Below are 14313 nucleotides of genomic sequence, written 5' to 3' on the forward strand. Positions count from 1 at the left end.
CTAAAATTTGGGAGCGCCGTAGGTGCGGTATATCCGCGCCCTTGCAAAAGGACCATACCCTCTTTACCCTACATTATTTTATTGAATCCGATTCAGATGATCTGTTCGAATTTTATGACTGAGGGTGAATTCAGATTCCGAATGATGCCGCACCTACTACGGAGCTTCTTTTCAACGAGGCATCATTATACCCCACGGAAATGCTGCGCATTCCAATAGGGCTACGGATATGCCGCCCCGAAACGGGTCTGGTTAAACCCTGAATAAGTGAATTCCATTCTTTTTGCCTGTGGTCTACAGGTTTAAATGAAACTTATTTTGTAGCCACTACATCCCCATTTTGCGGAAGTTGAGTTATGTAATATTCCTGAGTACGGCATTTTCAACTGTAAAATTATAGGCCAATAAAAACAATTATGTAGATGCTCTATTATTGAACATTGGGGTGTTTCAGGATCGACCTAGGTGTCATCCGCTTCGCGGATTAACGGGAATGTGCTGGCTCTTCCCAACTAAGCTGTCCAAAAAGTGTGCGGGCATCAAAAAATGTATCTATTAATATCGTCATGCCGGACCCGATCCGGCATCTCCTGACTCTTTTGAGAGGGGAGATCCCGCGTCAAACGCGGGATGACGAACTTTTTGGACAGCCTCGCTAAGTCTAATACGTCAGAACAGCCTGGCGGTCAACCCATCCATAAAGGCCATTTGCCAGCCTCACGTAATACCAATCTCCGTCTGCCTCGGGCGCCCGCTCGGTGGTGTGAACCCGCATGGTGTATCCTTCATACGCAGTACTTACAATTGCAGAGTCGGTAGCCGGCTGATCGTAAACGGTTGCTTCATTCTTCACGATCACACCCACATCATACCAGTTGTCCTGCAGAGACAGGAAAATGGAAAAGAAGAGAAGCATAATCGTAAGTACAGCGGAAACGGAGCTAAGCCGCTTGAAGAATTTTTTTAAGCCGGGTCGAAACCAAGCCGCAAGCATAAAGGCCGCTGTTAAATTCAGAAACAGGAGCCCGAGGACCATCAAACCGGTGCGACCGGGGTAATGATCCAGAAATTCAAAAAATCGATCCCATGGGAGCATTGGCAACACGGCAGACCGGCGGCTTAATCTGTTTTCGATCACGTCAAGCGATTGTCTTGCAAGTTCCTCTGTTTCACTGAACTCTGAAGCTCGCAGCATGTAGAATTTTGCTTTTCCAAGACTGTCGAGCTGAGCGTAGGCAACACCTAAATTTAACCAGAGCGCGCCTGATTCATATCCTTCCTGGTAAATATTTTTATACTGATTGATTGCATCTGAGTACTGCTGTTCCTCAAGCAAAGTGGTAGCCCGGTCGAACGCGGCTTGCTGTCCAAACGCAGCAGCTGCCTGAAATCCAAGGAACAGGATCATTATGGAGATAAAATGTTTCAAAGTGCCTTCTTTAAACTGGTGATAAGTTCTTCTGCTTTCTGAATATCAGATTCGATATCATCTTTTCCGGCCGTTGGGGCAAAGCTGATGGTATTGCATTTATCAAGAATGTACTTCGTTGATTTCAGTGTCTGCCCATTCACGGATTGCTGCTCAACGTTTTCAATGATTTCATTGTCGCTCAAGCCCGCTTCGGGAAGGCCAAGCTTATCGCTCACGTAGCCCGACACGGCTTTATGAATTTGACTGTACAGCTCTTTTGTGTCTTCGCCATCTGCCAGTTTAGATTTCGCCAGCTCGAGGCGTTCTGATGCAATTTTCTCAGCAAATTCAGATCGGCGGAATTTATTATCCCCCATAAGGCGGTCGATGTAATATTTTCTCCACCGGCCGATGATCAGTGCTAATACCGGAATCAGCAGAAATATCCAAAACCAAGCCCGCTGATACACAGCAGGCGATTGAACAGCTTGCCATGAGGCAAGGCCTGTTACAGGCTGGAGAACGTTTGCAGGCGTGTCTGCCGAAGATACAGTGGCGGGTGCGGGCGTCACTTCCAGCTCAATGGCCGGAAGCGTTCGATATCTATATCGGCCGGTAGCCGGGTCAAAAACAGCCACTTTTGCCGACGGGATAGTAAGCGAGCCGGGGGTACGGGTTACAAGCTGCTGGGTATAAATTTTTTCGCCACGTATCGTCAGGCCAACGCGTTCAATAGAGTTGGTTTCGTTAGGTGTGAACGTTTCGATTTCTTCAGGGATCGTAAATTCAGGCCGGCGGATCAGCGGAATATTTCCTTCCCCAGAAATTCGGGTTTCCAGCTCGAACGTCTCACCCGCTTCAATGCGTGTTTTATTCACAGTCCGCTCAACCTGAATATCACCGACAGCATTAATGTTTACAGAGGATTCATCCCGTTCGGGAAGGGGCCGAACCGTGAGTTCAACAGGTTCAGATGTTAATTCAACCCGTCGCTGGTTTGTCCCGGATCCGAAAAAACTGCCAAATGGATCATTCCGGCTGGTTTGTGTACGCATTCCGACGGTGAGGCCATATTCATTCAGCGTAAGTGAACCGCTACGAGATGGAAAAAGTGCGTATCGCAAAAGCGTCGCTTTCCTGTAGCGCACGCCGCTCAAAATAGTGGATTCAGCCCGGGGCTGTGATGCATTTTCAAGATCCTCTTTCCAGAAACCATCGGTGCTCCACCCAAAAGACGGCTGAAATGAGGTGACTTCAATACCCTGTTTAAAATAGAGGACGATATCGGCTACGATTTGCTGGCCCGGTACAGGTTCTTTATCATCGACCTCAACCTGCACAAAAATGTCGGGCATCTGCGGCCCGGTGTCTGAAAGATTTCCTTTTTCAATCACCTCAAAGCTGATGGGATCGGTTCGACGAATTTCTCCATCAACGACAACCTCAATGGCCGGCAATGTGTAAGTACCGATACTTGTGGCTATAAGTGTGTAAATGTACGAGGTAGTGCGTGAGGTTTGTCCATTAACAATCGAAATGCTCGTGCTCCTGGACGGGTTCGACGATATGACGTGCGCACCATTAATAACCGGAAGCTGTGGAAGCTGAGTACTGTGCGTACCTGAACTCTGCACCTCAATGCTGAGTGTAAACTGTTCGCCTGTAAATATTTTGGTTTCCGATAGCACCGCATCCAGAGAGACATCCTGGGCCTGTGCCCGGGTAGGGTGGAGGGCAGACAGGGCAAGCATCAGGAAAAGAAACAGTGTGGGTCCGTTTAAATAATTACCAATCTTTATCATTTGTGGATCCGGGGTCTTCGGCTTCTTTTTTCCTATTTTCAAGTAGTTGTCGCTCGAGCTGTTCGAGGGCATTTAAAATATTTTCGGCTTCCTCGCGGCTAATTTCATCGGGCTGAGGCAGATTCTGTTCTCCGGCTTCCTGGTCCTGGGGAGATCCCTCACTTTCATTATCCTGCTGATCCTGATCCTGATCCTGATTCTGCTGCTGATCTTGTTGGTTTTGGTCCTGCTCCTGTTCTTCTTCATTTTCATCCTGATTATCAGATGAATCCTGCTGTTGTTGCTGCTCTTGTTCTTGTTGTTTCTTCACCGACATCTCGTAGTTATGCTTAGCATCCGGGTCGCCGGGATTATTTTTCAGTGCGCTGCGGTAGAAATCAAGGGCTTCATCGTACATTTCTGCTTCTGACAGGGCTGTGCCTGCATTGTAATCGGCCCGGGCTTTTTCTTCCGGGTCAGTCATAAGCTGTTTGGCCATCTGAAATGACTGAACGGAAGCTTCCGATTCTCCTAATTTCGCCAGTGCACTGCCGAGGTTATAATGAAGGCGTGCATCATCCGGGTTTTCGTCAATCGCCTTTCTGTAGAGTTCCACGGCCATTTCATAATCCCCGCTTCGAAACGCGTCATTCGCTTTCCTCGCATCGTTCAGGGAAGATGCTGAAAGCACGGCAGTAAGAAGAATCAGAATAAAAATTCTCATATTCGTAAATAATTTATTGTGAATTTGAGCGAACTATGAAATTAGTGTCATTCAATTCTCATTTGTCGAATAAAGACCTGACAGCATTGCCGATCCCTCGGGGCTTTTCCGTCCCGACCCCTCGGGATGTCAGCGTCAAAAACAACGCTGTCAGATCCCCCATAGGGATCCCTTCGGGGCAGTGGGTGTAACGCTGTGGCAGTACCTTCGGCGGACAGGTTGCTTACGACATTTCATATTTGACTTAACGTTACTCGGTTTCGGCAAGTTCTAACGTTTCATCATCCATTTTCATATTCGTAAAAATCTCTGAAACATCATCATTCTCATCAAAACTGTCCATCATTTTAAGATTGGTACGTGCGGTATCGGGCTCGGCTTTGACTTCGGTGGCGGGAATACGAATCAAATTTGCCGATTCAATCTCAATTCCCTGCTCTTCGAGTGCATTGCTTACATCAAACAAATCTTCACGTGCCGTAATGATCTCAACAAAGTCATCTTCATTTATAACATCCTCAGCACCGGCTTCGATAGCGATCAGCATCAGTTCTTCATCGTCGAGCTCGGAATTTTCTATTTTGATGGATCCTTTTTGATCAAACATATAGGCCACTGAACCGTCAGTCCCCAGGTTACCGCCATGCTTGGTAAAGATATGTCGAATTTCGCCAACGGTTCGATTAAGATTATTGCTTGTTGCCTCAATGAAATAAGCGATACCGCCGGGGCCGTACCCTTCGTAGGTCACTTCTTCATAATTTCCCGACCCGTCATCAAGCTCGCCGGTGCCTTTCTTGATGGCTCTTTCAATATTATCTTTGGGTAAATTGACAGCTTTGGCGTTCTCTATAGCCAGTGAAAGCCGTGGGTTTGCGTCCGGATCACCACCGCCTTCACGCGCCGCTACGGTTATTTCACGGATATGCTTGGTGAAGGCTTTAGCGCGTTTAGCGTCTTCTTTCGCCTTCTTGTGCTTGATGTTGGCCCATTTGGAATGTCCTGCCATAATTAATAGAGCTATATGCTTGAAATGGATTTTTTGTCAATTTTGAATATAAGGGAAAAGCTAATTTTCACCTAATGCCGAATAAATCCTGGCGAGCTGCAATGGCTGTATCGGTAGATAGTGTACCCGGAGATTTATAAACGGTCTCGGGATTTGTTGAAAACCAATTCAGACTGTACACAAGTTAATATTACGGGCATCAGGTAACGTTCCGCAGTATCACAAACGTTTACAAAGTAGCCGAACGTATCCCTCACTTATTTTGTGTAAATTTAGACTGTAAATTTATAGGGTAAAAATTGTAAAAATGAATATAGGAATTGTTTGTTACCCAACATTTGGTGGAAGCGGTGTTGTAGCTACAGAGCTCGCGAAAGGGCTCGCCAATAAAGGGCATAAACTTCACATTTTAAGCTATTCACGGCCCGCCCGGTTAGACTCGCTTCGGACCGATATCACCTTTCATGAAGTAGACCTGAGCAGCTACCCGCTCTTTGAATATCCGCCCTATGACCTTGCGCTGGCCAATGTAATGGTTGATCTGATAAAGTTTGAGAAACTTGAAGTACTTCATGTCCACTATGCGATTCCGCACGCCACCAGTGCATATCTCGCTAAGCAGATATTGGGAGAACAGGCACAGCACGTGCCGATTATTACCACACTCCACGGAACAGATATTACCCTGATTGGAAGCGACCCAAGTTACAAAGATGTGGTTGATTTTTCCATCAATCAAAGCGACGGAGTAACGGCTGTTAGTGAGTACTTAAGGGAGGAAACCTATAAAAAATTTGATATCAAAAAGAAGATAGAGGTCATTCCGAATTTTATAGATCTTGACCGGTTTAAGAAATCCGACAAAAACCACTTCAAAAAAGCTCTTTGCCCGAATGGTGAAAAAGTGATCACGCACGTCTCGAACTTCAGGGAAGTGAAACGGGTGCCGGATGTTGTGTCTACGTTCCACAAAATAGTTGAAGGGGGTGTAGACGCCACGCTTTTGATGGTGGGTGACGGTCCAGACCGGCAACGGGCCGAACAGAGATGCCGGGAACTGAAAGTCTGCGGCAAAGTTCGATTTTTGGGTAAGCAGGAGCAGGTTGAAGAGGTGCTCTCAATCAGCGACCTGTTTTTGATTCCATCCGGCAGTGAAACATTCGGCCTTGCAGCACTTGAAGCCATGAGTTGCGGCGTACCTGTGATAAGCTCAAATATCGGCGGATTACCGGAAGTGAATGTTCACGGAGAAACGGGTTTTCTGTGTGAGCTCGGTGATATAGACGCTATGGGCGACTACTCACTGAAAATTCTGAAAGATGAAGAATTGCATTCTGAATTATCTAAAAATGCACGGAAAAGAGCGGAGCATTTTGAACAGAGCCGAATTGTTGAGGTGTACGAGGACTATTATAAAAAAGTTCGCGAAAGCTTATTAAGTTCAGCCCAATAACTTTTGGTTCTACCAGAAACATCGTGGGGTGGTTGTAAAATTTATGAACGATCGATTCAATCATATTAAATGTCGTCACTTATCAAACTTAACGCTATTGCAGATCCTTTGATTGCATCCCTTCGGGACCACTCGCCCCGAAAACCACGGGTCGCGTGTTCAGGATGACACGCTCATTAGTTGACGCGTAGGCGGCGTGGTTACGACTTAGATGTTCATTCCTGATGTGTGATCACGCCGCCGTTTCATCCTTTTAATTTGACGTCATTCTGCCTGCCCCGTGAGGGATGCCCAGGGCAAAGAATCTGTAAAAGCAGACAGTCTCGCACTATCAACCGCAATTAATTACAGTGCTTATCAGCTGCACGAGTCAATCGCTTTTATTAGATTTTATGAGAAAATATCCTTACAGGGTTATTTTAATTGCCCACAAACTTTCCGGTAGAACCTAAATTTTTGATCAACTTGTTGGATCCAAAGTAAGTTGCTCTACAACCTGGTCTCCAATAGCCAGTCCAGCAGTAGCAGCCGGACTCGGCGCATTTAACACATGAACCTGGTCCTGGCGTTTTTTGATCCAAAAATCATCCAGTATGTCGCCATTCTTTTTGAGCGCCATAGCCCGCACCCCAGCCGGTGATGGCGTAATATCATTAATTGTTATAGAGGGGATGAGTTTTTGGAGGTTTTCTAAGAATGCCCGCTTCGAAAACGAGCGGTAATATTCGTCAATTCCCTGCTGCCAGTGCTTGCCTGCGAGCTTCCAGAAGCCGGGAAAATTAACTGTTTCAATGGTATCCTGGAAATTGAAGGAAGTTTTGTCGTACCCCTCACGGTTAAATGCAAACACAGCGTTGGGGCCGCATTCAACCCCGCCTAGTGCCATTCGCGTAAAATGAACACCCAAGAATGGGAACTCAGGATTGGGCAGTGGATAAATCAATCCTTTAACTTTGTGTTCAGCATCGGGCGTGAGTTCATAGTATTCGCCCCGAAATGGAACAATTTGAATTTGGGGATCAACACCGGCTGATTTTGCCACCAGGTCGCTCTGTAATCCCGCGCAATTGATAACCTGTTTTGTCTGGAAATTCTCTTTTTCAGTTTGAACCCTCAGGTGCCCGTTTTCTGAAAAAACACCGGCCACTTTACGATTGAAGAGTATTTTGTTGTCTGATGGAGATGTGATCAAATCTGCGAGTACCCGGCAGACACCCCTGTAGTCAACAATTCCTGCACAGGGGACCCGAATAGCCTCAACGCCATTAACATAGGGTTCAATATCGTGGAGTTCTTTTTCGCCAATGAGCTCAATTCCTTCGATGCCGTTTTCAAGACCACGTTCGTAAATGCCATGGAGCCTCGGTCGTTCTTCCTCATCAGTAGCAACAATCACTTTTCCGCAAATGTCGTACTCCACCCCATGTTCTTTGCAAAAATCAACGAGTTGGTGCCGTCCGTTGATGCAGTTCTTTGCTTTGTAGGAACCGGGTGTATAATAGATCCCGGAATGAATGACACCGGAATTCCGGCCGGTTTGATGCACGGCCACGTCATTTTCTTTTTCAAGAACGAGTATGCTCAGCTCTGGGTGAGCGAGAGTAAATTTATAGGCAGATGAAAGTCCGACAATTCCTGCCCCGATGATGGTGATATCAAAAGTAGGATGAGTATCCATTTATTAAACCTGTTATTAAATTTATCTCAAAAAGATAGACCATGATTTTATTGAGAACAAATCAAAAGGTAACCGATGGCAAGACCAGCGTTACGAAAAAGTAAAATTGGAGGGCACCATTAAGTGCAGATATTCCGTTGAATAAATGCTATATTTATAGGATGTAATCAACGACAAGTTTTACCGATAAAAAATAATCACTTCATGAATATAAAGAGTTTTATTTTATTTATCTGCTCAGCGGCTTTGATGCTTTTGGGCGGGTGTTCTCAGGAATCTTCAGAACAGCAACAAACCTCTTCCAGTTCAGAAACATCCGGTGTTCCCGGACAGGACCTGACTGAACAGAGGGCTATTATTGAGAATGCAACGTTTACGGACCTTGATGGCAATCCTGTTGAACTTGATCAGTTTGAGGGCAAACTTGTACTGATTGATTTTTGGGAATCGTGGTGTGGACCGTGCCTGCAGGTGTTTCCGGCGATGGCAGATCTTCGCGAAGAGTATCCTGATCAGTTTGAAGTACTCGCCGTTACCGTTGGATTAACCGAAGGGCCCGAGGAAGCCCGGGCGTTTGCTGAAGAAAATGACTATCCCTTTACGTGGCTGTATGACGAAAACGGAGTGTTTGAAGAGCTTGGCGGCGCAGGTATTCCGTTTAAAGTTTTCATTTCACCCAGCGGTGAACTCCTTGAAATTGAAATGGGTTCGAGAGGGCGCGAAGGAGACTACAATAAGACAGAAGCAAAAATTCAGGAATATTTCTAAGAAAGCACATGCCTCTAAAGATTTGACCATAAAAGTGTTACCGTGAATGGGAAGAATTATTCACTTTTAATGAACACTTTTTTAAGGTTATCTGTTAAGTAGACGATCCAAAAATACAATTACAAAAAAAAGTTTGATGGAAAAAGAAGTCGACAAATTACCATATAAAGTTAAAGATATAACGCAGGCTAAATTTGGCCGTCAGGAAATTCGCCTGGCGGAAGCTGAAATGCCCGGCCTGATTGCAACGCGAGATGAGTTTGGGGAGGAAAAACCACTAAAAGGTGCCCGTATTGCGGGATGTTTGCACATGACCGTACAGACGGCTGTATTGATTGAAACGCTTGTAGAGCTCGGTGCAGAAGTACAGTGGTCTTCATGTAATATTTACTCAACTCAGGATCATGCGGCGGCTGCTATTGCTGAGTCCGGTGTGCCTGTGTATGCGTGGAAAGGAATGACAGAAGAAGAGTACGAATGGTGCATTGAACAGACACTCTTTTTTGAAGATGGCCAGCCTTTGAATATGATTCTGGATGATGGTGGTGATTTGACGAATCTTGTACTTGATAAATATCCCGAACTGGCTCAAAACATCCGTGGTATTTCTGAAGAGACCACAACTGGTGTTCTTCGCCTTTATGAAAGAATGAAAAATGATACTCTCACAATACCTGCAATTAATGTTAACGATTCGGTTACAAAATCGAAGTTCGATAACAAGTACGGCTGCCGGGAATCATGTTCAGACGCAATTCGCCGCGCTACAGACGTAATGATGGCTGGGAAAGTAGCCGTTGTTGCCGGGTATGGCGATGTGGGTAAAGGCTCTGCAGCCTCTCTTCGGGGAGCCGGAGCTCGTGTGATCGTTACTGAAATTGATCCAATTTGTGCGCTTCAGGCCGCAATGGACGGCTATGAAGTCAAGAAAATGATTGACGCAGTTAAGGAAGCTGATATTGTAGTAACAGCGACCGGAAACAAAGACATTCTCACGGAAGAGCATTTCCGCCTGATGAAAGACAAAGCAATTGTCGGTAACATCGGTCATTTCGATAATGAAATCGATGTGAAATGGCTGAAAGCGAACTCTGAAGAGGAGAACATCAAGCCGCAGGTAGATCTCTTTAAACTTGAAGATGGTAAAGAGCTGATCCTGCTTTCGCAGGGACGCCTGATGAATCTTGGAAACGCCACCGGCCATCCAAGTTTTGTAATGAGCAACAGTTTTACCAATCAAACCATGGCGCAAATTGCCCTTTGGAATGAAGAATTTGAGGTGGGTGTACACGTACTGCCAAAACATCTTGATGAAAAAGTAGCGCGTCTGCACCTTCAGAAAATTGGTGTTGAGCTCGAAGAGCTTTCTGATGAACAGTCCGAATATATCGGTGTTCCGCAGGAAGGTCCATACAAGCCTGAGCACTACCGGTACTAATTTTCGATCAAACCCGACCTTATTTAGCAAAAAGCCACGTGTAGAAGCGTGGCTTTTTCTGTTTGTGGCTGATATTTTTGAAAGTGGATCTACTGGAAAGTTTGATGGTACATTTAGACATTCGATAAGACAGCATGTGTTGCTTTTTCAGTTTCTTCTGGGAAATAGGGCGGCGTGACGACGTGGCCATATTAAAAAATCGACTACTGTGCCCACACCGCCCGCTTGTTATCTAATGAGCCTGTCATCCTGATCGAGCCATTGTAGTTGATGGCTCAGAGAAGGATCTGCAAAAGCTAAATGAGATAAAAAGCTATTTCCATAACGGGATAATCGAGAAAGAATATTGGATCAAAATCACACACCATTTTCGACAATTATAGGCGGCAGCGTAGTCAAAGATAAATTGGAACCGCTTTTAATTCACAAAACGTCAATTTCTTTTTGATTTATAAACTTCATCCGCTATACTTCGCGAAATCGAAAAATCGAAAAACATTTTTACCTGATGACATTTAACCTTCAATCCAACGCGTGCAAGATGATGTGTGCTATGCAAATGCAGATGTGCTGTATGAACTGCATCCGTTGGAATGATAGTGGATATCTCAGGTAATGAATTAAAGACCTTTTGATTTTAAAAACGCCCGCTCATCATTTCAGGTGAGCGGGCGTTTTTTTTGAACGCCTGTTTCCCTGTTGATGTGCGGCATCATTTCAAACAAGTAACCGCAACCACATCAAACTCAACAGATAAACAGATGAATACCAATTGGATACTATTTCTAACTCTTACCCTTCTTATTGCGATTTTAGGGCCCAATGACAGTCATTCCCAGGGAAGCATCTCGGGAACGGTCACGTCCGCGATCGACGATGAAGCTATTCCCGGAGTGAATCTGCTCCTGGAAGGAACAAGCCGGGGAACGTCTACCGACGCAGATGGAAACTATACCATCGAAAATATAGAGCCGGGAAGCTATAATTTAATCGTACGATTTGTGGGCTATCGGCCTGTAAACAGGGAAGTTACAGTTGAACAAGGATCTTCCCTTACTGTCGATATCGAGCTTTCTCAGGGTTCGCTAAATCTCGATGCCGTCGTCGTTACCGGAACAGGAGGCCCCGTAGAAGTTAAAAAGCTGGGAAATACGGTTGGCGTGATCGATGCAGAAACACTTCAAAACAGTCCGCTCCAAAATTTTTCAGATGCACTCCAGGGACGCATTCCGGGAATGGTAGGATTGCCGTCAAGCGGTGTAACAGGAGAAGGATCGCGAATCAGAATCCGCGGATCGTCCAGTCTTTCTCAGAGCAATGAACCCATCGTTTTTGTTGATGGGATTCGTGTAGATGCCGGTGGTGGATTTGGCGGCTCAGTTAGTGCCGGGGGAAGTGCATCACCGTCAAGGCTGGATGACATCAACCCTGAATCGATTGACCGGATTGAAGTACTGAAAGGTGCAGCCGCAGCAACCCTCTATGGTACAGAAGCATCCAACGGAGTGATCCAGGTGTTTACCAAAAATGGCCGGGTTGATGACTCGCAGTTTGATTTCAGGGTCTCACAGGGGTTAATCAGCTATCCGAAAAACTTTCCGGATAATACCGGGTTTGCAAGATCACAGGCCCAGGCCGACACAATGAGCGTGTACTTTGATGGCACGATCAGTCCTTATGAACTTGTCTCGGAAAACTATGTTCATCAGCTTTACGAAACAGGGTACAACCAGGAGTATTCCGGATCTCTGAGTGGTGGCCGCGAGGGTATCACTTATTTTGTAAACTTTCGGTGGACAGGAGAAGATGGCCCGCACAGTGGAGATAATATTCCCTATCCCGAAGGATTTGGCCCGCTGGCGGAAGACCAGTTAAGCCGGTTTCAAACCTCTGCCAACATCAGCGTATTTCCGGCGGATAACCTGCAGATTCGGTTTGGAACATCCTACAGTGATACCGGTCTCGAAACGTTTCAAACAGGAAACAACGTACAGGGAGTTACCTCCGGTGCTATTCATGGTAAACCGGAACTGGTTGGTTTTAAAAACCGCTCAGGCGCATCATACAGCGCAACTCTCCAAGAAAGACTTCAGCAGTCCGTCAGCCAGGATGTGAATTCCTTTAACAGCAGCCTTGGAATCAATTACCGCCCGCTGGACTATTTAACGATCGACGGGACATTTGGGGCAAGTTATACGAGCCAGTTTAGTGAATCTTCGCGCCCGTTTGGCTGGAATATTAATGATTATGCCAGTATCGAAACGGAAGGAGCACGACGAACGTCTGAGCGTTCAAATCTCAATCTGACAGCCGATGTAAAAGCGACGGCACAAAATCAGCTTGGAGAACGATTTGAGTCGACATTGATCAGCGGTTTCCAGGTGTATCAGCAACAGAACCTGGTTAGAAGCGGAACGGCCGTTGATTTTCCGGGACCAGGCCTGAATGTGTCAGGCGCAGCAGCAAATCAAAATCTGTCCGAACAATATATTGAGGAGACACAACTGGGCCTGTTTATTCAGGAGCAGCTTGGATTCGATGATTATATATTTGCCACCGTTGGCGGACGGTTTGATGCACACAGTGCATTTGGAGCAGAATTTAATAGCGTGTTTTATCCAAAAGCCTCGATTTCCTTTGTTCTGTCGGATGCCCCGTTCTGGCAGCAATCAAACCTGGTATCCTCACTCAGGGTACGTGCCGCTGTGGGTCAATCCGGACTCCAGCCCGGTGCATTTGATGCGCTCACGACTTACACCTCACTGACATCGGCAAATGGAGCAGGCATTGTTCCTGAAAATCTCGGGAATCCGAACCTGCGGCCGGAAGTGTCTACTGAATATGAGTTTGGCCTCGATGCCGGATTATTCAGCGAGCGAATTACAGCAGAAGCCACCTACTGGGACCGAACAGTGAGAGACGCTCTTGTGCAGCGGAACTTCCCTACGAGCGGCGGATTTCTGCAGCCACAGCTTGATAACATTGGCGAGTTGAAAGGTAAAGGCCTTGAGCTTGGCCTTCAGCTGAACCTGTTAAATAAAACAAACTGGTCTGCAGACATTTTTACAAATGCGGCCTACCTATGGGAGCAGGTGACGGATCTCGGTGGTGCGGCTCCTATCAAAGTGGGCGGCAGTTACCCACGATACCGGCAATTTTTGATAGAGGGTTATGCTCCCGGAACTAACTTTGGCGCTAAACTTCAGGACGCTCCATCAGGACACCTTCCACTCGATCAAAGAGGCCTGCTTGAAGCTCTTGGGCGCGATGCCTCAGGAGTTTCTGCAGGAGTGCCGGCAAACACTGATCTTGTGCTGGACTATCTTAACAGCCTGACACCGGAAACGGCGAGTCTCGAAGATCTGAACAACTATGTGCTTCTGGCTGATGAGGATGGAGACGGCGACCCGCTTGATCATCACCTTGGAAAACCCACACCCGACTGGCAGGGATCGTTTGGCGGTACCGTTCAGTTCAAGAATTTCAAGCTCTACACGCTGTTTGAGTATCGGGCCGGAAATTACTACGTCAATAATCTGACCGATGGGTTTCGTCAGCGAAGTGCGGGAATCGGACGGAATACGCCGGATGCTGCTCGCGTCGAGCGCGATTATATGACCGGAGGCGTGGATGCAGATTTCAATCCTCAAAACAACGGTCAGGTAAGATTGGCTGCCGCAAATGAGTGGATCAATGATCTGCTTGCTCTTGACCCGTTTGCCGGGTTAAATGTCATTCAGCCGGCAGATTTTATTCGTTTCAGAGAGGTAAGTTTTAGCTATGAACTTACCTCTAATGTAACTGACAGACTGAATATTAGAAATGCTTCCTTTACTGTATCGGGACGAAATCTTGCGCTCTGGACGAAGTATCCGGGGGTGGATCCCGAAGTGAATGCCATCGGACGTGGTGGTGGTAATAATCTTGAAAATAATTTCCTTCTCGGAACTGACGCCTGGAACATGCCGCTGCCGCGACGATTGTTATTCACACTAAAACTGGGGATATAAAATGAACAGATTCAGAACAAATTTTCACAAACCTGAAAATA

Annotated in this window: 9 protein-coding genes; 4 read left to right on the forward strand and 5 right to left on the reverse strand. The window is 46.3% G+C overall.

Annotated elements, in window-relative coordinates; genetic code table 11:
• Positions 1-661: 661 nt before the first annotated feature.
• From AABW11_RS18020 to AABW11_RS18035, 4 genes are all read right to left on the reverse strand, one after another.
• The gene (locus AABW11_RS18020) at positions 662-1429 is read right to left on the reverse strand and encodes an SH3 domain-containing protein (RefSeq protein ID WP_340106662.1); all 768 of its coding nucleotides are present in this window, start codon (positions 1427-1429) and stop codon (positions 662-664) included.
• Positions 1426-3213 carry a BatD family protein gene (locus AABW11_RS18025; protein WP_340106664.1) on the reverse strand — a complete coding sequence of 596 codons (1788 nt, stop codon included), beginning with the start codon at positions 3211-3213 and terminating at the stop codon, positions 1426-1428. The genes AABW11_RS18020 and AABW11_RS18025 overlap by 4 nt, the downstream gene beginning before the upstream one ends.
• Entirely contained in the window at positions 3197-3916 is a 720-nt protein-coding gene (locus AABW11_RS18030; protein WP_340106666.1) for a tetratricopeptide repeat protein, read from the reverse strand. The genes AABW11_RS18025 and AABW11_RS18030 overlap by 17 nt, the downstream gene beginning before the upstream one ends.
• 250 nt (positions 3917-4166) lie before the next feature.
• Positions 4167-4925: a YebC/PmpR family DNA-binding transcriptional regulator gene (locus tag AABW11_RS18035; protein ID WP_340106668.1), complete on the reverse strand. Its 759-nt coding sequence runs from the start codon at positions 4923-4925 to the stop codon at positions 4167-4169.
• A gap of 307 nt (positions 4926-5232) precedes the next feature.
• Between AABW11_RS18035 and bshA the strand changes: the two genes are divergently transcribed.
• Entirely contained in the window at positions 5233-6378 is a 1146-nt protein-coding gene (bshA, locus tag AABW11_RS18040; RefSeq protein WP_340106670.1) for an N-acetyl-alpha-D-glucosaminyl L-malate synthase BshA, read from the forward strand.
• Positions 6379-6838: 460 nt separating this feature from the next.
• Here bshA and lhgO read toward each other — a convergent pair whose 3' ends face one another.
• Entirely contained in the window at positions 6839-8056 is a 1218-nt protein-coding gene (gene lhgO / locus AABW11_RS18045) for an L-2-hydroxyglutarate oxidase (RefSeq protein WP_340106672.1), read from the reverse strand.
• Between the two features lie 204 nt (positions 8057-8260).
• Here lhgO and AABW11_RS18050 point away from each other — a divergent pair, with 204 nt between their 5' ends.
• The 3 genes from AABW11_RS18050 to AABW11_RS18060 all read left to right on the forward strand — a co-directional run bounded on the left by AABW11_RS18050 (position 8261) and on the right by AABW11_RS18060 (position 14272).
• Entirely contained in the window at positions 8261-8824 is a 564-nt protein-coding gene (locus AABW11_RS18050; RefSeq protein ID WP_340106674.1) for a TlpA family protein disulfide reductase, read from the forward strand.
• Between the two features lie 136 nt (positions 8825-8960).
• Entirely contained in the window at positions 8961-10262 is a 1302-nt protein-coding gene (gene ahcY / locus AABW11_RS18055) for an adenosylhomocysteinase (protein ID WP_340106676.1), read from the forward strand.
• Positions 10263-11023: 761 nt separating this feature from the next.
• Positions 11024-14272 (forward strand): SusC/RagA family TonB-linked outer membrane protein, encoded by a 3249-nt coding sequence (locus AABW11_RS18060; RefSeq protein ID WP_340106678.1) that lies wholly within the window; start codon positions 11024-11026, stop codon positions 14270-14272.
• Positions 14273-14313 lie beyond the last annotated feature (41 nt).

The organism is Rhodohalobacter sp. 8-1, assembly GCF_038150125.1.
Lineage (GTDB): Bacteria > Bacteroidota > Rhodothermia > Balneolales > Balneolaceae > SW132.